Source organism: Psychrobacter nivimaris, from assembly GCF_009812035.1.
Classification (GTDB): domain Bacteria; phylum Pseudomonadota; class Gammaproteobacteria; order Pseudomonadales; family Moraxellaceae; genus Psychrobacter; species Psychrobacter nivimaris.
This window is the reverse complement of sequence record NZ_VZIZ01000008.1, coordinates 1-20,646: the sequence shown is the minus strand read 5'-3', so window position 1 is coordinate 20,646 and position 20,646 is coordinate 1. Positions and strand designations below refer to the sequence as shown.

Annotated in this window: 20 protein-coding genes and 1 pseudogene; 13 read left to right on the top strand and 8 right to left on the bottom strand. The window is 42.3% G+C overall.

What is annotated here, in order from left to right:
- Positions 1-480: 480 nt before the first annotated feature.
- From erpA to FQV37_RS03765, 8 genes are all read left to right on the top strand, one after another.
- On the top strand, positions 481-861 hold the full coding sequence (erpA, locus tag FQV37_RS03800) for an iron-sulfur cluster insertion protein ErpA (protein ID WP_057757666.1): 381 nt from the start codon (positions 481-483) through the stop codon (positions 859-861).
- A gap of 344 nt (positions 862-1,205) precedes the next feature.
- Positions 1,206-2,789 (top strand): glutamate--cysteine ligase, encoded by a 1,584-nt coding sequence (gshA, locus tag FQV37_RS03795; RefSeq protein WP_478009418.1) that lies wholly within the window; start codon positions 1,206-1,208, stop codon positions 2,787-2,789.
- Positions 2,790-2,841: 52 nt separating this feature from the next.
- Positions 2,842-3,354 carry a disulfide bond formation protein B gene (locus tag FQV37_RS03790; RefSeq protein WP_160021363.1) on the top strand — a complete coding sequence of 171 codons (513 nt, stop codon included), beginning with the start codon at positions 2,842-2,844 and terminating at the stop codon, positions 3,352-3,354.
- A gap of 436 nt (positions 3,355-3,790) precedes the next feature.
- A complete protein-coding gene (locus FQV37_RS03785; protein ID WP_240990937.1) occupies positions 3,791-4,435 on the top strand; it encodes a copper resistance protein NlpE N-terminal domain-containing protein in 645 nt (214 codons plus the stop codon).
- A gap of 261 nt (positions 4,436-4,696) precedes the next feature.
- Complete coding sequence (gene mpl / locus FQV37_RS03780; protein WP_160021362.1) at positions 4,697-6,178, top strand: UDP-N-acetylmuramate:L-alanyl-gamma-D-glutamyl-meso-diaminopimelate ligase; 1,482 nt, start codon at positions 4,697-4,699, stop codon at positions 6,176-6,178.
- 356 nt (positions 6,179-6,534) lie between these two features.
- Positions 6,535-6,789, top strand: a complete 255-nt coding sequence (locus FQV37_RS03775; protein ID WP_102091331.1) for a GlsB/YeaQ/YmgE family stress response membrane protein — start codon at positions 6,535-6,537, stop codon at positions 6,787-6,789.
- Between the two features lie 233 nt (positions 6,790-7,022).
- Positions 7,023-7,577 (top strand): peptide deformylase, encoded by a 555-nt coding sequence (gene def, locus FQV37_RS03770; protein ID WP_057757649.1) that lies wholly within the window; start codon positions 7,023-7,025, stop codon positions 7,575-7,577.
- A 147-nt stretch (positions 7,578-7,724) separates the two neighbouring features.
- Complete coding sequence (locus FQV37_RS03765) at positions 7,725-8,900, top strand: type III PLP-dependent enzyme (RefSeq protein ID WP_160021385.1); 1,176 nt, start codon at positions 7,725-7,727, stop codon at positions 8,898-8,900.
- A gap of 78 nt (positions 8,901-8,978) precedes the next feature.
- Here the strand turns inward: FQV37_RS03765 and FQV37_RS03760 are convergent, their stop codons facing one another.
- The 4 genes from FQV37_RS03760 to FQV37_RS14290 all read right to left on the bottom strand — a co-directional run bounded on the left by FQV37_RS03760 (position 8,979) and on the right by FQV37_RS14290 (position 12,488).
- Positions 8,979-9,899 (bottom strand): type II and III secretion system protein, encoded by a 921-nt coding sequence (locus FQV37_RS03760; protein ID WP_240990936.1) that lies wholly within the window; start codon positions 9,897-9,899, stop codon positions 8,979-8,981.
- 69 nt (positions 9,900-9,968) lie between these two features.
- A complete protein-coding gene (gene dapB / locus FQV37_RS03755) occupies positions 9,969-10,799 on the bottom strand; it encodes a 4-hydroxy-tetrahydrodipicolinate reductase (RefSeq protein ID WP_057757641.1) in 831 nt (276 codons plus the stop codon).
- 172 nt (positions 10,800-10,971) lie between these two features.
- On the bottom strand, positions 10,972-12,108 hold the full coding sequence (dnaJ, locus tag FQV37_RS03750; protein WP_160021361.1) for a molecular chaperone DnaJ: 1,137 nt from the start codon (positions 12,106-12,108) through the stop codon (positions 10,972-10,974).
- A 251-nt stretch (positions 12,109-12,359) separates the two neighbouring features.
- Positions 12,360-12,488, bottom strand: coding sequence for a hypothetical protein (locus tag FQV37_RS14290; RefSeq protein WP_267284419.1), 129 nt, complete (start codon positions 12,486-12,488; stop codon positions 12,360-12,362).
- Between the two features lie 43 nt (positions 12,489-12,531).
- On the opposite strand from FQV37_RS14290, the gene FQV37_RS03745 reads away from it, so the two are divergent.
- Positions 12,532-13,182 carry a DUF2939 domain-containing protein gene (locus FQV37_RS03745; protein ID WP_160021360.1) on the top strand — a complete coding sequence of 217 codons (651 nt, stop codon included), beginning with the start codon at positions 12,532-12,534 and terminating at the stop codon, positions 13,180-13,182.
- 154 nt (positions 13,183-13,336) lie between these two features.
- Here FQV37_RS03745 and FQV37_RS03740 read toward each other — a convergent pair whose 3' ends face one another.
- Both FQV37_RS03740 and FQV37_RS03735 read right to left on the bottom strand, forming a co-directional pair.
- Entirely contained in the window at positions 13,337-14,401 is a 1,065-nt protein-coding gene (locus FQV37_RS03740) for a disulfide isomerase DsbC N-terminal domain-containing protein (protein ID WP_160021359.1), read from the bottom strand.
- Between the two features lie 377 nt (positions 14,402-14,778).
- The gene (locus tag FQV37_RS03735; RefSeq protein ID WP_101204695.1) at positions 14,779-15,483 is read right to left on the bottom strand and encodes a pseudouridine synthase; all 705 of its coding nucleotides are present in this window, start codon (positions 15,481-15,483) and stop codon (positions 14,779-14,781) included.
- A gap of 197 nt (positions 15,484-15,680) precedes the next feature.
- Between FQV37_RS03735 and FQV37_RS03730 the strand changes: the two genes are divergently transcribed.
- The 4 genes from FQV37_RS03730 (at position 15,681) to FQV37_RS03715 (ending at position 18,752) form a co-directional block, all read left to right on the top strand.
- Complete coding sequence (locus tag FQV37_RS03730; protein ID WP_101204696.1) at positions 15,681-16,283, top strand: YigZ family protein; 603 nt, start codon at positions 15,681-15,683, stop codon at positions 16,281-16,283.
- 204 nt (positions 16,284-16,487) lie between these two features.
- Positions 16,488-17,585: a YheT family hydrolase gene (locus tag FQV37_RS03725; RefSeq protein ID WP_160021358.1), complete on the top strand. Its 1,098-nt coding sequence runs from the start codon at positions 16,488-16,490 to the stop codon at positions 17,583-17,585.
- A gap of 59 nt (positions 17,586-17,644) precedes the next feature.
- Positions 17,645-18,196, top strand: coding sequence for an acyl-CoA thioesterase (locus tag FQV37_RS03720; RefSeq protein WP_057757622.1), 552 nt, complete (start codon positions 17,645-17,647; stop codon positions 18,194-18,196).
- Between the two features lie 178 nt (positions 18,197-18,374).
- The gene (locus FQV37_RS03715; RefSeq protein ID WP_101204698.1) at positions 18,375-18,752 is read left to right on the top strand and encodes a DsrE family protein; all 378 of its coding nucleotides are present in this window, start codon (positions 18,375-18,377) and stop codon (positions 18,750-18,752) included.
- A 114-nt stretch (positions 18,753-18,866) separates the two neighbouring features.
- On the opposite strand, the gene FQV37_RS03710 is transcribed toward FQV37_RS03715, so the two are convergent.
- Positions 18,867-20,030 carry an AlbA family DNA-binding domain-containing protein gene (locus FQV37_RS03710; RefSeq protein ID WP_338103978.1) on the bottom strand — a complete coding sequence of 388 codons (1,164 nt, stop codon included), beginning with the start codon at positions 20,028-20,030 and terminating at the stop codon, positions 18,867-18,869.
- Between the two features lie 102 nt (positions 20,031-20,132).
- Positions 20,133-20,561 (bottom strand): annotated as a pseudogene (locus FQV37_RS14330) (DUF262 domain-containing protein); the annotation flags it as partial.
- Positions 20,562-20,646: the final 85 nt, after the last annotated feature.

Here is a 20,646-nt window from a genome sequence, read left to right as displayed (position 1 = left end):
TACATGGTTGTTACTATTATAAAGGTTATGGCCGTAAAATACCGTAATATGACTAATAAGCTTTAAGACTGTCTAATATTATTAAGTAGTGTTTTATATAGTCACACGCTATTATTTTTTAGTCTGGTTATTGGTTTAGCCCCTTGGCGCAGTTATTTTAAAAAACACAATATCAAAAATGGGACACTGCTATTCATTAGTAAAATTCAGTAGTTGCATCACTCTTGACAAACGAATCAGCACCCCCATTATGATATACTGCTGAAAGATAAGTGCCCACTATCAATAGAGCCAATAAAATATTGTGGTGGCACAAATACTATTTTGAAATTGTACAAGCAGCTTATAATGCACCAATAGCTTTGCCATAATGACAGCACCCAATTAAATCAAACGCCGTGCGTATCTTTATTTGCAAGTACCCTATTGCAAACCCAAACAGGACGACGACCGCATTTGATCCTAGCAACTGAGGTAGATATGAACGAATCAGCCAACCAATTTAGTCCAAGCTCAAGCCAGCCAGTAGACCCAACCGTATTAAGCCTAACTGATAGTGCGGCGCAAAAAGTACGCCGTCTACGCGAAGAAGAAGGCGATAGCGATCTTATGTTACGTGTCTATGTGACAGGTGGTGGTTGTTCTGGTTTCTCTTACGGGTTTAACTTTGCCAACGATCTAAACGAAGACGATGCCAATTTTGATAATGGTGATGTGACGTTAGTCGTCGATTCGCTAAGCTATCAATACTTGCAAGGCTCTACCGTTGACTATACCGAAGGTCTGGAAGGGGCACGTTTTGTTGTGACCAATCCAAATGCCACGACCACGTGCGGCTGCGGTTCGTCATTCTCTATATAAGCCAAATAGACGCGGTCGCGCTATGGTTATTAAGATAATGCGGTAGTATGCCAATACTATGTCAAATGGCTTGTAGGCATAATGAACAAAGCATCTATCTCTCAGGTAGATGCTTTTTTTATCAAAATGTCTGGCCAGAATAACGCTGTATTCGAGATGAATTTGTATTAAAAACAGGGTCAAAATCCTCACAAATCGCGTTGCCTAAAGCTTATCGTATTTGTAATTGTCCGTGGTTTTCAAGACAGCTTTGAGCTAAACTGACGGAATTATTGACCTAACATTTACCTATTTTATGGACAAACGCTTATCGTGTTTTGATCCGCCATAATAAATAACAATAGATGACTATTATGAGTAATTTTGCGAGTAGCTTTGTTAATTTCGAAATCCCTAATTGGTTTGATAGCCAACACTTAACGGGTATGCTCCGCGGTATTGAAAAAGAGGGCCTGCGCGTAAAGCCTGATGGTTTCTTGGCACAGACTCCGCATCCAGCCAAACTTGGGTCAAAGCTTACCCATCCTTTTATTACTACCGATTACTCAGAAAGCCTGCTTGAGCTCATCACTGAACCAAAGTCCTCACCAAAAGAAACCCTCAATATGCTGCGCCAATTACACGTATTGGTCTATCAGGGCATACCTGAAGGTGAGCTGATGTGGCCATTATCGATGCCTTGTATGTTGTCTTCTAAAGATGAGGATATCCCACTAGCTGATTATGGTAGCTCTAATACGGGTAAGCTAAAAACTCTATATCGCAGTGGCCTTGGTATTCGCTATGGTCGCCGCATGCAGACGATTGCTGGTCTACATTACAACTTGTCTTTTGGTGATACGTTGTTTGAGACATGGCAAGCCAAAACACCGACCGCACAACGCCAAACATTGACAGAATTCAAAAACGAGAAATACTTAGGGCTGATTCGTAACTTTAAACGTCTGACCAGCCTTGTCTTATATTTACTGGGTGCCAGTCCGAGCGTGTGTCCTTGTTTCTTGGCAGGGCGTGAGCATGATTTAGAATTGCTCAATGATTCGACCTATTACAAACCTGCTGCGACTAGCCTACGTATGGGTAAGCTTGGCTATACCAATAGCGTGCAAGAGCAACTTGATATACGTTATAACTATTTGCCAGAGTATGTCGATGGTCTGCGCCGTGCCATTCAAACACCGCACGAAAGCTTTGCTAAGCTTGGCTTAGAAGACGAAGATGGTAACCCGATCCAAATTAACAATCATATTTTACAAATAGAAAACGAGTACTACAGCCCTATTCGTCCTAAACAAATCGCGATGAGCGGTGAAACACCAACCGAAGCGCTTGAGCGTCGCGGTATCGCCTATGTCGAGTTCCGTGCTATCGATCTTGACCCATACAGTGACGTAGGTATTCGCCTCTCTAGTGCTTGCTTCTTGGAAGTGATGGCGCTGTATTGTCTGTTCAGTGACTCACCAGACTTGCTACCTGAAGAAGAAGACACGCTCGCTATCAATCTTGAGCGTGTGGTCAATGAAGGTCGCCGTGATGACTTGCATATTATCAATAATGGTCAAGAGCAGTCACTTGAAAGCTGGATGCTAACGCATCTAGAGCGTATGCAGCCGCTTGCTGCGTTGCTTGATGCTCACTACGGTGGTAATGATTACCGTGCAGCTGTAGCACTAATGCAGGGCAAAGCAGGACACTCTGAGTCGACTATCTCTGCACAAGTAAATTCCGACAGCAAACGCTTAGGTAGTCTATGGCAGCTTGGTTTTACATTAGCGCAGCAGCATCGCGAGTCATTATTGCAGCAGACTCTCAGTCCAAACACCCAAGCGAAATACGAAGTATTGGCAGAAAAGTCTATCTTGCAGCAGGCTGAGATTGAGAAGTCTGAGACAGAAGACTTTATGGACTTTTTACAGCAGTATCGCTAAACCTGATTGCATCCTAACCTCTGTATAGATGAAACCATAAGAGTAACGCACCATGCGACAGCTGACCACTTACCGTAACTTACAAATATTTTTAGTATTGATGGCCGTGATAGGCATGAGCTTTGCGCTGTTTTATTTACAGCGTCATTTAGGGCTTTCACCTTGCCCGCTCTGTATTTTTCAGCGTGTTGGCTTGATCGTCATGGGCGGTTTTGCCCTGATATCAGCGTTGTTTAATCCTAAGTCTAAAGTGATAAGACTACTATCATGGCTTGGTAGCCTATTAGGTATTGGTTGGGCAACCGCAGTAGCAGCACGCCATGTATGGCTACAACATCTGCCTGCTGACCAAGTACCTTCTTGTGGTCCAGGACTGAACTATTGGCTTGATACCCTCCCTATCCTACAAGTATTCAAAGAAGTATTTGCAGGATCTGGTGAATGCGCCTCTGTTGATTGGATGCTTATGGGATTAAGTATCCCTGAGCAGTCGTTGATTCTATTTAGTGTGCTGCTGATCGTACATGTCTTGATATTAATGCGTATCGTAAAATCTTCCAAGTAGTATCTTATGACTCAATAAGACGTTAGGTTTCTTTCCTAGTTCTGCTTTTAAAACAGACATTGCTATCTTCGATACGATGTCTGTTTTTTTGTCTACTATTAACCCGCCCTTACAACCCATATTAGCGTTACCAACAGGTATCGCTAATGTCGACTTATGCCTTTTAGATATAAGGCCAACAACAAAAAGCCCACAGAGATATTTTCAAGCCTTTGATATCTTTAGTCAGCTTACCTTATAAACGGATAAGCATTAGATATTTGTCGCTTTCTACTCATAAGCTATCTGTATTTTGAATATAAGATAATGCTGTCAAGTTCTTAATTTATATTATTACTACGCGCCCATGCCTTATTATCCTTATCTTTGACAATGGCTTTACGTTGTCGATAGTATAGATGAGCTTGAAAAATACTTGTTAAAAACTGTTTTTGGTATGACCATGATATATTTTGCTCCCGTTCGCTCTACCACGCTTGCTATCGTAAAACGGTGGCGTCCTTCGTTACTTGTAGCATCACTATGCGTGCTACTCGTAGGCTGTGATAGTGCCTCGTCCAATACCGATAAAGACATGGTATCGACGTTCGCGTCGACTGGTTCTGAATCGCAAGAGGCTTCACAATCATTGCAAGATGACAATGCTAGAAATGCTGAGCTAGCGAATGATGATGAAACAGGCGAAATGGTGGAAGGGCAATCATTAATTGCTGCTGCTCAGTCAAATAAAGATACCTATGCAGACAGCTCTATGGAGCGATCAGAAGCGAAAAGCAGTATGCTGCAAGCAACATTGATGGGCGATTATGGCGGCATGGTCTCTTGTACAGATTGCGACAGTATCGATGTCACATTGAACTTATTCGCTGATGGTTCCGTACTAAAAACAAGTTATTATCATAATCCTGAAAAACCAAAAACACCCCTACTCGAATCGGGTATCTACCGACAAGACAATGATAAAATCACCATTGTCTATGAAGGGAAAAATATCGAGACCTACCACATCCAAGACAATCATTTGATACGGATCGATGAACACGATAATTTAGAGGATGACTATACGTTATCACGAAAATAAAAGCGTCCTCATGCTGACTGTTAGCTGGCGTATCTCTACATACTAAAACAGCCAAATTACATTAGCTACATAGCGCCTACTTGTTAGGCGTTTTTTATTGGTCATCGAACAGGGTTTACTTTACAATGATTGCTTGTTTGCCCAGCTGATGTATTGGTCATTGTTTATCAAAGCGTTTATTTTTACTGATGACAGCTAGGCACCTCATACTTTATTTTATCCGCTTTCTATTCTTTTCATTCAAGCGCGTACGGAACGTCTATGCATATTCATATCCTTGGTATTTGTGGTACTTTTATGGGCTCACTGGCATTGCTAGCACGTGCGCTTGGACATACGGTCACGGGTTCAGATGCCAATGTCTATCCTCCTATGTCCACTCAGCTCGAAAATGCTGGCGTGACTATCGAAGAGGGCTACCTAGTAGAGCACTTGCAACCAACGCCAGACTTAGTCGTCGTTGGGAACGCGATGAAGCGCGGCATGGATGTGATTGAGTATATGCTAGATAATGGCTTGCGCTATACCTCAGGTCCGCAGTTTTTATCTGAGCAAGTATTGCAGTCACGCCACGTAATCGCTGTTGCAGGGACGCATGGTAAGACCACAACCACGACTATGCTTGCGTGGATATTACATTATGCTGGTATCGATGCAGGGTTTTTGATTGGCGGTGTGCCATTGGTTGATACAACTGACGAGCACTTACAGCAAGTGTTTGCGCACAGCAGCTATTTGGGTGCTGATAAAAGCGATAATGATAAATCTGGCTACTTTGTAATTGAAGCAGATGAGTACGATTCTGCCTTCTTTGATAAGCGCTCAAAGTTCGTTCACTATCGTCCGCGTACTGCTATTTTGAATAACCTTGAGTTTGATCATGCAGATATCTTTGCAGATCTCAATGCGATACAAACTCAGTTCCACCATATGGTGCGTATGATTCCAAGCACTGGCAAAATTATCATGCCAGCCGCGACCATCAGTTTAGAAGACACGCTAGCGAAAGGGGCTTGGACACCTATCTGGCGTACTGCCGTCATCGACTCTACTTTAGCTGATATTAGCGAAAATGCGCGTGCTCTGAAAGATAGTAGCGATTGGCAGGCTGAGCTGATTCAAGAAGACGGTAGTAAGTTCAAAGTCAGTTTTGCTGCTAATGGAGATGTCTCTGCTATCGTAAACTGGTCAATGAGCGGCATCCATAACGTCAATAATGCATTAGTTGCTGTGGCTGCGGCCTATGATGTTGGCGTCAGTGTTGAGACTGCTTGTGCTGCTTTATCAGATTTCGCTGGTATCAAGCGTCGGATGGAGCTGATCGGCGACGTCAATGATATCTTAGTCTTTGATGATTTTGCCCATCATCCAACGGCTATTACGACCACATTAGATGGTGCCAAAAAGAAGCTGTCTGATAGACGCATTTGGGCTATCATTGAGCCGCGTAGCAACACTATGAAAATGGGTATTCATCAAGACAGCTTGGCTCAATCAGCGGCACTTGCTGACTACACATTATGGTACGAGCCTACCGGTTTGGAATGGGGCTTAAAAGAGGTCATCGAACAAGCTAAGTCTACTAGCGACTCTATCGGCAACCAACAAGTGCTATCAAGCATTGATGCTATTATCGAGCATATCAGCGGTCATGCAAAAGCAGGTGATGCGATTGTGGTTATGTCAAATGGCGGTTTTGAAGGGATTCATCAGCGTCTATTAACCGCATTGCATAACGGCTAATGCTTCTAGCTAAGATAATGAAGCAGCTCTTATAAAGAAATAGCTCTTCTTATTCTCTTACATATAAACGCAGTCATCTAATAGATGGCTGCGTTTTTCATTTCTAATATTTATATGTCTTCATTATATGAATTCGGCACTACAGGTACCACGTTGATAAACGCTGTTAGCACCACTGCTACCTTTGTAACCTTTCGTTTACTTATTGCTCTTACTCAATAGCAAATCGGACTTTTTCCTCACATAGCCCCTACAGTAGTAACATTTTATGCTTACTTTTGCGTCCGAGGAGTGTTTACAATAGATTTATCAAAACTTGTAACACATTATAAATATTAAAAATTTAGGAGAAAAAAATGGGATGGATTGGAGCAATTATCGCAGGTTTAGTTGCAGGTTTATTAGCACGTGCAATTAAGCCGGGCAACGATGCTATGGGTTGGATCATGACCATTATATTAGGTATTCTCGGTGCAATAGTAGGTAGAGTATTAGCTAATATAGTTGGTATAGACGATGCAGGCACTTTTATGAGTCTTATCTTCTCAGTAATCGGTGCCATTATTTTACTGTTCTTGTATGAAATGATTGTAAGCAAACGCCGTGCCTAATTGGTCATAAGCCATGTATAGTTTAGTCATAAATGATTACTAGCTAATTAAAATACTATATAAACAAAGCCTTGCATTAAGCAGGGCTTTTTTATGCCATTTATCATCGAAATCCAGTCTTTCTATCTGCATATAGCATCATATGACTGCGAAAGTATTGATAAGCATTACTTTTGTCCCCATTTATCTTATAATATCAACCCTATTTTGTCCTTATCATTGAGGTGAGCGTTATGGCACTACTCCCTATCTTAAGTTACCCAGATCCTCGCTTGCGTACTATCGCCAAGCCTGTCAAGGAAGTGACTGCTGAAATCAAAACCTTAATCGCAGACATGATCGAGACGATGTATGATGCTCAAGGCATTGGGCTTGCAGCCAGTCAAGTGGATCATCATATTCAGCTTATCGTTATGGATTTGTCTGAAGACAAAAGCTCTCCTAGAGTTTTTATCAATCCAAAAGTCACGCCACTGGTAGAAGAAAAGCAACCGTATGAAGAAGGCTGCTTATCTGTACCTGATGTCTATGACAAAGTCGAACGTCCTAATAAGGTCCGTATCGAAGCGTTAGACGGTAACGGTGAGGTCATTGACGAAGTAGTCGAAGGACTGCTTGCTGTTTGTATTCAGCATGAGATGGATCATCTAAATGGCGTAATCTTCGTTGACTACTTGTCTCGTCTTAAACAGACTCGTGCTCGTGATAAAGTCCGTAAAGTTCTTAAAATACGCGAAAAGCAAGAAGCTCAATCAGCAGAAAAACAGACACAAGCCGTCAATTCTTAAAGCGCTACTCTTTATTCTTATCTTTTTTATTTCGTCTTTATCCTTCACATAGTTACGTCTACAGTGGGTGTTAATATTTAGCATTCACTGTTTGGCGATAATTTTTCTAACCGATACAGTTTCCACAAAAGGTTTACTACTATGACAATGATCAAAATTGACCAATATTTTGACCCTGCCAGCTGGCAGAAATTTACCAAGGCTGCTGAAGGTCGCGAGACGCCTTTTTTAGTAGTTGACCTTAGTCGTATTGAAACCAAATACCATGAAATGGTAAGTCTGTTTCCTAATGCAAAACTGCATTATGCAATGAAAGCTAGCCCGGCGGTGGAAGTAATCAATTTACTAGCAAACCTTGGTTCTAACTTTGACTGTGCCTCTATTTATGAGCTTGATCGCGTGCTTGGTTGCGGCGTTGATCCATCTCGTATCTCGTATGGCAACACCATCAAAAAAGCTGAGCATGTTAAATATGCTTTTGAGAAGGGCATCGATCTATATGCGACTGACTCAGAAGCAGATCTAAAAAACATTGCCAAACACGCTCCAGGCTCTAAAATATTTGTTCGTATCTTGGTGCAAGGCTCAGAGACAGCAGAATGGCCATTGTCACGTAAGTTTGGTTGCCATCCTAATATGGCAATCGACCTACTGGTTCAAGCACGTGAGTTGGGCTTGGTGCCTTATGGTATATCGTTCCACGTTGGTAGCCAGCAAAAAGACGTCGCTGCATGGGATGATGCATTAGCCAAAGTTAAATATATGTTTGACTGGATGAAGAACGAAGAAGGCATCAAGCTACAAATGATCAATCTAGGTGGCGGCTTCCCAACCAACTACATCAGCGAAGTCAATCCTATTAAGGTCTATGCAGAAGAGATTACCAGCTATTTGACTGATGATTATAATGATGATGAGATGCCTGAGATTATTTTAGAACCAGGCCGTTCACTCGTTGGTGGTTCAGGTGTCTTGGTTAGTGATGTGGTACTGATCTCTCGTAAGTCAGATACCGATTTGACTCGTTGGGTATATACCGACGTTGGTCTATTCCAAGGCTTAATCGAAACGCTAGGCGAAGCTATCAAGTACCCTGTCTATACGCCTAAGATGGAAACGTCTACCAGCGAGGGTACTGTGGTATTGGCAGGCCCAACCTGTGATTCAACCGATATCATGTATGAAGAAGCGGGTTATCAGCTACCAGAAGAGCTTGAGATTGGTGATAAAATCTACTGGCTGACCACTGGTGCTTATACCAACTCTTACTCATCGGTAGAGTTCAATGGTTTCCCACCGCTCGAAGTGGTTTATATTGACTAGTACTTAATACTATTCCACAAAAAAGCGCGGCACGGTTAATACCCGTATCGCGCTTTTTTGTGCTTGACAATTTAATGACTATTCAACCCTTAAAGAAATAGGCACGCTATTATTGGTATTACGGCTACTGTTACTAGTGCTATTGGTTGAGTTTTGTGAAATCTGTCCAATTGTCACCCACTGTCCACGCGGCACGATAATCGTACTGTTCAATCTTTGACCTCGAATAGCATTGCTAGCACTGCCAGTAGAGTTGTCAGTAGAACTCATTTGATTATAAGGTGAATTCGGCTGCACTAAGCTTTCTTCTACTTGGGATAGTTGTACTTCCACCTGTCCATTAGGCAGCAGTCTTGGTGTGACGGCAATCCCTTGTGTCGTTGGCAGTAGTATTTGCTGCTGAATCACGATCTGTGGTTTGAAGTCGTGACTAGCTGAACGATGATAAGTTGAATGATTATTAGTATTATAGGTTTGAGTCAGTGAGTAGAGCGTACCTGTGCTGATACTCGCCGCACTGCCAGATAGTGTTTGTACTTGATATAGATTACTATCCTGCTGCTGGCTGCTACGCTGACTAATAACCCCTGCACCTTGGATACCGCGATTGGTAATAATAACCTGACCCTGCTGAATACTACCTTGCCTGCTACTACTATTGCCAACACGTACAGCGACCGTCAATGCCTGTGGCTGACGGTCAATTTGAGACAACAACTGCTGTACCGCCTCATAATTGCGTGCCGTCGTCCGCAGTACCAATTTATCTTGATACGTAGTCACCGTACCACCGTCTGCGCTACTATTTAATTGCTGCCTTACTGCAGGTAACAGACTAGCCCCACCATAAGTATGGATAACATAGGTTTGAGAAGTACTGGCTTGTACGGTAATTGGTAGAACCGCTAGACTCAGTGCAAAAGCTGATAGACTTGCAAGGTTGATGGCATAAACAGCACCAATCAGTCTATGACTAATATAACGTTTGATACTATTCATACCTGCTCCCTTATTACTATTAAGTCATCAGTTATCACGTTAAACTTGACCGTCAACTATAAATAGTCGTTAGTCACTTAATCCAAGCACGTCTTGCATATTGTACTGACCTACTTCTTGCTCAACGACCCAAGTTGCGGCACGTACTGCACCAGCGGCAAATGTCATGCGCGCGCGTGCACGATGGGTAATCTCGACCACTTCGCCATCTGCGATAAACATCACAGTATGGTCGCCTACGATTTCGCCACCACGTACTGCGTGAATGCCGATTGTGCCAGATTCGCGCTCGCCAGTTTGTCCTTCGCGGCCATAGATAGCGACGTCTTTTAGGTTTTGTCCGCGCGCTTCTGCGACGGCTTCAGCCATCATATATGCGGTACCAGAAGGCGCATCGATTTTGTGCTTATGATGGGCTTCGATGATTTCTACATCAGCATCATTACCAAACGCTTTGGCAGCCATCCCAAGTAGCTTCAATGATAAGTTAACGCCTGTCGAATAGTTACCCGCATATACGATAGTGATTTTCTCACTTGCTTTTGCCAGTACTTGTTCTTGCTGCTCATTGAACCCTGTCGTCCCGATGACCATAGCAACATTATGCTCAGCACAAACTTGCATATTCTTTTCAGTGGCGTCAGGCAAGCTAAAATCAATCAGTACATCGATATCATTAATCACAGCGACTAAGTCATCAACAATTTGTACATTTAAATGACCGATAGCAGCAACTTCGCCGGCATCAGCACCAACTAGGCTAGAGCCTTGACGCTCAATCGCTGCTTTTAATGCAGTTTGTGGATTGTTCTGTACTGCCTCAATAAGCATACGACCCATACGGCCGCCTGCACCGATTACCCCAACGTTGATAGATTTATTATTTACTTGTTCGCTCATGTTTTTACCTTAGATGTTTTATATTTGGTGAAATTATTTTTGACCATATTTATCGTAAGTTTAGCAAATATCATCACATGAATGGCTTTTTATACCATCAATAAAAAGCCCAAAGGTTTCATGTGAAACCTTTGGGCTTAGTTTAATACTAGCTACTAAGTTAAACTATTTCTTAATCGAACAAATCACCGATTTTTTTGAAGAATGACTTCTTATGTGGCGACTGTTGATGCTTGCTGTCATCATCCAAAGTATCTTGGAATTGGCGTAGCAAGTCTTTTTGCTCACGAGTCAGATTCACTGGCGTTTCGATAACCACACGGCAAATCAAGTCACCTTTCATGGTAGTACGGACTGGCGTTACACCTTTGCCACGTACACGCAGTAACTTACCGCTTTGCGTACCTTCTGCCACTTTGATTTTTACTTTGCCATCTAAGGTTGGGATTTCTACTTCCTTACCCAATGCTGCATCAGTGATGCTTACGGGTACATCCATATATAGATCAGCGCCTTGACGGGTAAAGACATTGTGCTGTTTGACACGTACTTCGACATACAGATCGCCGTTTTGTACGCCAGCGCCACCCGCTTCGCCTTCGCCTGCTAGACGAACGCGATCACCATCATCGACGCCTGAAGGGATAGAGACTTCTAAGGTGCGTGATTTGTCTTTTACGCCGTTACCATGACAGTCTGAACAAGGGTTTTTGATCTGTTTACCAGTACCGCCGCAATGAGGACAAGCTTGCTGTACCGCAAAGAAACCTTGCTGCATACGTACTTGACCTTGACCATGACAAGTCTGACAGGTAACCACATCAGAAGCATTTTTTGCCCCTTTACCATCACAGGTATCACAAGGCGCAGGAGCCGTGAAACTGATTTCTTTTTTGCAGCCACGTACGGCTTCTTCTAATGTCAGCTCAATCACATAACGCAAGTCAGAGCCGCGACGCGAACGCCCACCACCGCCGCCACGCTGCTGACCGAAGATATCACCGAAGTTACCAAAGATATCGCCAAAGATATCTTGGAAGTTACCGCCACCTGCGCCGCCGAAGCCGCCGCCGCCCATGCCGTTTTCGAAGGCTGCATGGCCCATACGGTCGTAGGCCGAACGTTTTTCTTCGTCGCTCAATACTTCATAAGCCATTGAAGCTTCTTTGAATTTGTCTTCCGAATCAGGATCATCAGAGTTGCGATCTGGATGGTATTTCATGGCAAGCTTACGGTAGGCTCGCTTAATTTCTTTGCTGTCAGCGGTCTTACTGACACCTAATATTTCATAAAAATCGCGCTTACTCATGCTCTCTCCTATCGTCTTTACAGCCACACCGGCTCGTCAAATCATCAGCTCAATTGATAGTTGTCTTAATCTTATTCGTGATTCTTAGCTAGTGGATACGTATAACGTTTCACATGAAACATCACAACTCACCATGCTATAGAACCATAATGCTTAGACTTAACCAACAAATACGGTGTAGGCTGCTTAGCCAAATCAATTATAAAAAGTTTGCGCTATTTATGGAGATGGTCTGCTGATTTATCAAGCTCTTAAATGATGAAATTAGTAGTTGGCATCGCTGCGGCAAAAGCCAAACGATTCATTAAGGTTACTGCAAAGCTTTTCGTACCTGAGCGGTGCATAGTCGTGCTAATATTTACCGTCACATCTACGGTCATTTATACTCATAGTGATGACGATTGCGACAAGGTATCAAGTCTTATGAAAAAGCTGGTTATTCTATTCATCATCATTGCGGTAGCAGTGTATGCAGGCTCGCCTTACTACAGTGCTTATCAGCTCAAAAATGCTTATGACGATAAAGATGGTGCCACTATCGCAGCGGCTATTAATTATGAGCAATTGCGACCAAGCGTCCAAAATCAGCTAACCAGCCAGTTTGCGACGACAATGACTAAGTATCCACTAATTTCTGAGCTAGGTGGTGAGCCATTGACCCAAGCCGCGAATGGTTTTATCGCGCAGGCAGTTGAAGGGGCCATCACCCCGCAGAATATCGAAAAGGTGATTAATACCCAAGGTCAAGCCAATACAGCAACCAAAGAGCTAGCCGCAGCATGGGCCATCGCTAGCGATCAAGTTGACTTGAAAAACCTAATTCAGAGCTTAATCATTCAGCGCGGTGATGTCGATGCGGTGGTCAAAAGCCAAATGCAGCAAGTCATGAAAAAACAAGCGGCAGAACTTGAGCAGCAAGTCGCCCAAGGCAATGACAGCGAAAAGCCAACGCTGAGCTACTGCGGTATCAACTGCTTTAGTATTAGTGGTCAGGTAAAAGGCTACCCTCTCACTATCGAGATGCAGCGCGAAGGGCTTATCAATTGGAAAATCGTTGATATCGTCTTACCATAGATTATTTAAGACAGCTTTTGAGATGCAAAAATGTCTGAATAGAACCCAAAAAGACCGCCTTATGAACTGATTCATAAGGCGGTCTTTTTAAGTTGTTTAGCAGTCAAATATATTAATTTTTTGAACTATTGAAACACTTAACCATACCAATCGATTATTCAACACCCAAGAATTCTAGAAATTCTGGACTCTCAAAACTCGCCTGATATAGCACGCCATCTTCACGATAGATGGCAGGCGTCGCCATTACCGCAAGTCCAGCTGCTTTTTCACGATTAGGTGTCACATGGTCAACTGTACAACTTGCTGATGCAGGCGTCATTTCACCCTGTAGCATCGCTTTGTCAAATGCCTGACGACGACTGTCCTCATTCGCTTGGCACCAAATACCACGCATCTGCTTCGGTGACGCCTCATATATCGGATAGCCGATGACATTGACCGTCACGCCTTTTGCATTGAGTGATGGCACTTGCTGATGTAATCGGCGGCAATAAGGGCAGTTCACATCATCAGCCACATAGATAACAGCTCTCTCAGTAGTGGTTGCTGGATAAGTGATTAGCTGGCTTTTATCCAATGACGCAAACACAGACTGGTTTTTGCGTTTTTCAAAGTTCTCATCGAGTCCGATAAATTGACCGTTTTCGATGACTGATATTTCACCATCGGTAATATACTGCGCATCGTCCGATAGTAAAAACGGCACGCCTTCTAGCGTTGCTCCCCAGATAACACCCGGTACCGCGGTATAAAAGAATGGCGTTTTAGCGCTCATGTTCTTAAGCGCAGCCATATTTGCTAGCATGTCAGACTTGACTGAAGCACTGACAGGTTTACCTACTTGCGCACTCGTGCTACGTACTGGCGTTTTAGTGATAACTTGCTTACTTGGGTTTTTCTGTAGCTCACCCTGTATGACGTAACGACCATCTTCGGTGATGTGCAGCGGCAACTGGCCGGCCAAATTCACTTGATACATATTGGGCAATTTGGATGGCACAATAGAAGTAATCTGTGTTTTGATACCTGCTTGGGTCAGTACTTGGCGCAATCGCTTATCAACAGTCGCACTCACTACTTGAGCTGCTTGCGAATTTGTAGTGCTTTGCGTTACGTTATTGCTGTTGGCATCCGCTGAACTTGGCTGAGCACAAGCAGTGGTTGCTAATAGTATGACGCTGATTAGGCTAGCGGACTTTAATACAGGTAATGTCACGGAAAGATTCCTATCTGATTTTTAATAATGGCAGTTTTTAATATTAAGACCAATTCCAAAGCTATTACTAACTCAAAGGTAGCAATACATTTTCTGATTAGTCAGATTTTTAGAATTGGTTTAAGGGTTGTCTGTCATAAAAATATAGATAAAAAAGACTGTAGCATATGGGATAGTTTTGCAAAGCACTAAATGGCTAAAGTCGCAAAACTGCTACTTAGCTTTAAGAGATAGGCAACACAGCCAGATAGTAGACATAAACGTAATATAGCAGACCGCAAAAAGCAGCACACTGGGTAGCGGCTGCTAATGGGTTTAAAACGATAATTTCAAGATAAGTATCAATGCCAAAGCTTAATAGTTTCAGTGCTCATTTATTAAAACTTGGCAACTTCTTCTGGCGTTAAGAAACGACTGTCGCCTTTTTCTAGGCCTTCTAGATTGATGTGACCGATACTGGCGCGGTGCAGTTCTGTGACTCGATTACCGAAGTAACCCATCATACGTTTGACCTGATGGTATTTGCCCTGCTCTAATGTTAGGCGTGCATGTTTTTCATCGATGAACTCAAGAACAGCAGGCTTGGTTGGCTCATAATCACCCTCAAGCAAGATGCCTTCAGCGACTTTTTTCACGGCTTTTTCTTGTGCATCACTATCCATTGCATCTGCCAATGTCAGCTCGTACACCTTTGCATGCTCGTGCTTAGGACTGGTGACACGGTGCAGCCAGCCGCCATCATCACTCATCAGCAATGCACCAGTAGTATCGACGTCGAGACGTCCAGCGATACGCAAGCTACCCAATTCTGGTACAGCAATCAGTTCGGTGACGATTGGATACTCTTTAACTTTTAGTGTGCACTCAAAGCCTTCAGGCTTATATAACAAGATATAGCGATTGCCCGCAGCGACCGATAATGGCTCGCCTGCCCACATCACATCATCATTGACGACATCGACATGTAAGCCAGGATCTTTAACAATTTGATCATTTACGGTGATTTCGCCGGCGTGCATGATCTTCTTTGACTCTTTGCGCGACAGCTCGGTGGCTTTACTAATGAATTTATCTAAACGCATACTATTTACTACCATCGGTTTTATTATACCAGCCCTAAATCAGAAACTAACGACGCTAGCACTCAGCCGTGAGCGGCTCGTTATCTTCGATGGTTAGAAATGGTACTATAATGAAAAATTAAATGAACACTGTGCCCAATACAAAAGCCAGTGAAAGTCAGACCAGTTTAACATATCCAACCTAAGCCTGATGAAATATGAGCTATCAAACGTTAAAACGTGCCGTTACCACGCGACTCGAAATTAAAAAATCTGAGTTTATCGCTTACGCCTACCCGGTGACCTCTCGCGAGCAAGCAATGTTTCACGTGGAACAACTGCGCGAGCAATATCCCGATGCACGGCATTTTTGTTGGGCATACATCATCGGTGATCCAGATAATACCACTAGTGCTGGTTTCGATGATGATGGCGAGCCAAGCGGTACAGCGGGTCGACCGATATTGAATGTGCTACAACATAAGTCAATCGGCAATGTGATTATCATTGTGGTGCGTTACTTCGGTGGTATCAAGTTGGGAGCAGGTGGCCTTACCCGTGCTTATGCCGGCTCTGCCCAAGCGGCCGTCGATGAAATGATACTAAACCCTTATGTACCGATGACCCAGATTCAAATACTGGCAGAATTTGCGACCGAAGCGCAATGCCGCTATATGATAGAAAGCCTTGGCGGTCATATCGACGATGTCGCCTATAGCAAGCAAGTAACCTTAACCGCCACACTTGCTGAAGCAGATGTCGAAAATTTAAAAGAGCGACTAGCAATGGATGGTCGAGTATTGGATAAGCCAGAAGAATAAAAATTTCTGGTTAACTACTCTCGTCACAAATTTTGAACAGTTCTCTTTTCAATATGCTTATTTGTTAGATTTTTTCAGTAGCTGTTTTCAGTAATTATGCGTTCACTGAAAATTATTGGTTTTCACAGGTACTGGCGTTATGATAAAAAACCCTTATCACGCTACTCTATTTGCTCTTCCACGATCATTAAATAAGACCAATATATGTCAACTTCGACCAAACCTTTTTCTCCAGCCCCTTTTAAGCCACCATTTTGGCTGACCAATCCACATCTGCAAAGCATCTTACCTAAGTTTTTTGCGCCAAAGGCACCGATCTACCGCCGCGTAGTCGAAAAAGACTCATTGGACGAGAGTGATATTGCTTATGATTTCTATGATGCGCACCCTATAGAAGCATCAAAAGACGGTGAGCTTGAGCAAACCCCATTGATTGTCTTATTTCATGGGATGGAAGGCAGTAGTGACAGTCATTACGCGCGCGCACTGGCGTATCAAATGCACGCGCAAGGCTGGCATTTTGTGGTGGCGCATTTCCGCAGTTGCGGCGGTATTCCTGCCAGTGGCACGGTGTTCTACAACGCAGGCGACACTGACGAGGTGCATCATGCGCTACAGAATTTGCGTCAGCAGTATGCCAATATCTATGCGGTTGGCGTCTCATTAGGTGGCAATGCACTGGCCAAATACATGGGCGAATATGAGGACAAAGTCCTATGTAAAGGTGCTGTTGTCATCTCCGCGCCAGTCGATATGTCTTCAGCTGCCATTACTATGCATAGCTTTTTGAGTCATCGTATCTATACGCCTTATCTGCTAAACCCAATTATCAAAAAAGCATTGGCGAACGATCTCACGCAGGATGAAATCAACTCTATTAAAGCTGCCAATCGTATCAGTGATTTCGATGACATCTTTACCGCACCGCGTCACGGATATCGCTCCAAAAACGACTATTACCATACCGCATCCGCCATGCCGTATTTGCGCAATGTTACTCACCCTCTGCTATTAATCAGTGCAAAGGACGATCCTTTCATTGGCTTTACCGCTACCCCAAACGATGTCTCTGAGAGTGTCACTATCTTAGATACTGAGCACGGTGGGCACATCGGTTATCTACGTTATCGATCAGACAACGGTCATTCCAAAAGCAAATCGTCTGTCAGTAATGATAAAGAGTCCAAGACTCCAAAATTCGATATTAACTGGATACCTGAGACGGTCAGTGCTTATTTTAATTGGATTGGTGTAGCTTCTAATAGCGAGTCTTCTCAGGATGTGGGCTCTGACAATAAATAATCACTGTCATCAATGACAAAATAATAACGCCAACGTTTATAACCTTTTGAGAGTGTTTTATGTACCCATTTATCCGTTATGCTAGCACCATCGCTCATGCTGCTCTAAAAGCAAAAAAGGGCGACACACTGACGTTTAAGGACACCAGTGAGATTCAGTTTCGCTGCCGCTTATCCGATATAGATAATTTTTTGGAGATGAATAACGGTCGCGTATTTACGCTTTATGATTTGGGTCGTATGGACTTTGCAGTACGGACTGGGCTTGGCAAGCAGTTGTTAAAACAACGCTGGGGTTTGGTCATCGCTGGCAGCACTATTCAATACCGTAAGCGTATTCGCGCCTTTCAAAAAGTCACGCTCAAGACCAAAATCGTCGGTATTGATGCGCGCTGGTTGTATATAGAGCAATCAATGTGGGTCAAAGGACAGCCTTGCTCATCTGGACTACTGCGTACTGGTGTGACCAAGGGTGGTAGAGTGATCGACACGGCACAAGTACTGGCTGCGTTGGGTCAATCTGATTGGGATCTACCGCCAACGGGTTACGTAGCTGAGTGGATCAAAAGTGATGCTGATCGTCCGTGGCCGCCTGTCGATACAGCTGACTAACTTAACTTGATAAAACAGTAGTCCATTATTTTTATCTTATTTAACAGACGGTACAAGCAAGCAACCTTATAGCTACTATTTCATAACAACTCATTATATAAATACATATAATGAGTTGTTATGATAGTGGTGAGTACATACTCAGACAAAACAAATATAGTCTTATAAGGAGAATAATATGGCTAATACAACAGATTATGTCGGTACGTTATTTGATAATAGCGAATCAAACCCAAGCAAAATTACTTTAGCATTTACCATGGCAGGCGTCGCACTGAAAAAAGGCCATTCTGCTACTGTGATATTAATGGTGGATGCCGTACATCTGGCAAAACCAAACGCGCTAGACAATGTAGATATCGGCGATCCGTTTGAGCCAGCTGGTGAGTTACTAGATGCCTTTATCGAAAAAGGTGGTCAAGTATTGGTCTGCGGCGCTTGTATGAAACATAATGGCGTAGAAGAGTCAGATATCGACAAGCGCTTTGAAGTGATTAGTGGTGATGATGTGGTTGAGCTACTGATGAATGCGAAAGGGTCGTTGCAGTTGAATTAATAGGTTATCTATAAGAATTGGACTAGACTTAAAGCCACTAATCCAATTCTTCGTTTAAATATATAGACTTACTTATCTATACTTTTTGAGGTGGAATTAAAGCATTTTATTGCTTCAATCAAACAATTTACTTATTGATATCAGCTTACGACCATCTAGTTCAACAGTTTTGGAGTTTTCTCTGATAAAGCTAGAGCCTCCAATAAAAGCCATTTCCTTTTGCTTGGGCACCCGTAATCGAATTACAGTCATTCCTTTATATTCAATGACATCTATTTGACTAAGAACTTGGCTTTTCAAAGGCTCTGATAAATCTGACTTTGATATCTTACCCATCAGTTTATTAATATAGTCATCAAGATTACCTTTCAGCAAATTTAACTCACGATCAATTCCTACTACATATCTTTGGTTAATAGCTTTGGGCTCAATACTATCTAAATTTTTTATTCTTGATGCATCTGCTTCTTTATCAGCTACTCCAATGAATAAATATCCATCTTCGTCTGGTCCAAGGTTAGCAATACCACAAATCGTCTCTATCATATCTTTGTATAAATTCTCGTTCAACTGCCTTGAATTTGATAGATCGTACAAACCTTGTTTACATTCATATCTATTGGACTCTATTTTAGATCTTCTAATCGAGTTTTCAAAATCCAAAGCTAGACCAGAGCCATGGCGTAAAACTGGTGGATCTTTCTTTACAAAGAATCCTTGAATCAACCCTACAGTAAGGTTGATATTTTTTTCTCTGTCCGAAGTGACTGCATAATTGGCACTAGATGTCATTTTTTTCTGTAGATTTAAGAGAGCTTGAATAATTTTTTCATTATCTGCTGGCGACTCTTCTTTTTTTACAATTAAATGAAAGAAAGCCATAAATATTGCAAAAAAAGACTCTTTGGCAGGATTTCTGGACTTTTTATTAACCGTATTAATTATTGTTGTTTCCTTATCGTTGAAAACGCTTTCAATTATAGAAAAGGTAACCTTTATTTCGTGTATGAGTCTTTCTACACCATACTTTATAAGCGCATTATTAAAATCTGTATGTTCATCTGTTTCACTATCATAGATTTTGTTGAATAAATCTCTGCTTTTGGCTAGGGGCTCATCTTTTACTATACTAGCAATTAAATCCAGAATCATTTCTTCATCTTCGCTATCGCGTAGTTGTTTTTTCCAAATAATCCCATTTTTACACCAGAATATCTCCTCAGCTACTAAACCATATCCAATTTTTTCACGTGTTGAGTCAATACTTATTTCTGGCATTTCTGAGAGGTTTAAAATATCTTTAGAAGAGTCACCTCTTATTTCAGATGCAACCTTTCTAACCGTGTCAGAAAGTACATCTAACATACCTGCTTGTCTTTTTTCTTGTGGACTTAACTGTTTGCCTCCAGAATTTATCCTACCGAAAATATTAGTTATTTCTTTCTCATCATTGGTAGGATAAATGGTTATAGCCAATTGGTAATCTAAAAAATTTGCACAGGTTTTGGAGTCTAAAAGTATATGTTGCTCTTCGATAGGTTCAAAAATATTTTCTTTCGCTGATTGCATAGCTCTTGAAGACTGACTTATATCAAAATACTTATTATTTATTGAGAATCTATTTTCAATAAATGAAACTATGGCATTCAACCTCTGTAATCCATCTATTATTTCTAACTTACCATCTTCAGTCTGAGCAAGTAATATCAAAGGTATGGGTAGGTCTTTAACTATACTGTCAATTAAATACTCCTTCTCATCTACTGTCCAAACTAACTTTCTCTGGTATTTTCTATTCACTAAAAACTTTCCTTCGGAATAGTTCCTATATGCTTTGTAGTGGCATAATTAAATCGGACCACGCTTAAGAGGTTATACTAACCCAAAAGAAGGA

Coding starts and splice junctions, on each gene's coding strand:
- FQV37_RS03715 (WP_101204698.1), top strand. CDS start 18,375: ATGGCTAATACAACAGATTATGTCGGTACGTTATTTGATAATAGCGAA.
- FQV37_RS03760 (WP_240990936.1), bottom strand. CDS start 9,899: ATGAATAGTATCAAACGTTATATTAGTCATAGACTGATTGGTGCTGTT.
- FQV37_RS03765 (WP_160021385.1), top strand. CDS start 7,725: ATGATCAAAATTGACCAATATTTTGACCCTGCCAGCTGGCAGAAATTT.
- FQV37_RS03730 (WP_101204696.1), top strand. CDS start 15,681: ATGAGCTATCAAACGTTAAAACGTGCCGTTACCACGCGACTCGAAATT.
- gshA (WP_478009418.1), top strand. CDS start 1,206: ATGACTATTATGAGTAATTTTGCGAGTAGCTTTGTTAATTTCGAAATC.
- dnaJ (WP_160021361.1), bottom strand. CDS start 12,108: ATGAGTAAGCGCGATTTTTATGAAATATTAGGTGTCAGTAAGACCGCT.
- erpA (WP_057757666.1), top strand. CDS start 481: ATGAACGAATCAGCCAACCAATTTAGTCCAAGCTCAAGCCAGCCAGTA.
- FQV37_RS03710 (WP_338103978.1), bottom strand. CDS start 20,030: ATGCCAGAAATAAGTATTGACTCAACACGTGAAAAAATTGGATATGGT.
- FQV37_RS03745 (WP_160021360.1), top strand. CDS start 12,532: ATGAAAAAGCTGGTTATTCTATTCATCATCATTGCGGTAGCAGTGTAT.
- dapB (WP_057757641.1), bottom strand. CDS start 10,799: ATGAGCGAACAAGTAAATAATAAATCTATCAACGTTGGGGTAATCGGT.
- FQV37_RS03720 (WP_057757622.1), top strand. CDS start 17,645: ATGTACCCATTTATCCGTTATGCTAGCACCATCGCTCATGCTGCTCTA.
- mpl (WP_160021362.1), top strand. CDS start 4,697: ATGCATATTCATATCCTTGGTATTTGTGGTACTTTTATGGGCTCACTG.
- FQV37_RS14290 (WP_267284419.1), bottom strand. CDS start 12,488: ATGACCGTAGATGTGACGGTAAATATTAGCACGACTATGCACCGCTCA.
- def (WP_057757649.1), top strand. CDS start 7,023: ATGGCACTACTCCCTATCTTAAGTTACCCAGATCCTCGCTTGCGTACT.
- FQV37_RS03790 (WP_160021363.1), top strand. CDS start 2,842: ATGCGACAGCTGACCACTTACCGTAACTTACAAATATTTTTAGTATTG.
- FQV37_RS03785 (WP_240990937.1), top strand. CDS start 3,791: ATGACCATGATATATTTTGCTCCCGTTCGCTCTACCACGCTTGCTATC.
- FQV37_RS03725 (WP_160021358.1), top strand. CDS start 16,488: ATGTCAACTTCGACCAAACCTTTTTCTCCAGCCCCTTTTAAGCCACCA.
- FQV37_RS03735 (WP_101204695.1), bottom strand. CDS start 15,483: ATGCGTTTAGATAAATTCATTAGTAAAGCCACCGAGCTGTCGCGCAAA.
- FQV37_RS03775 (WP_102091331.1), top strand. CDS start 6,535: ATGGGATGGATTGGAGCAATTATCGCAGGTTTAGTTGCAGGTTTATTA.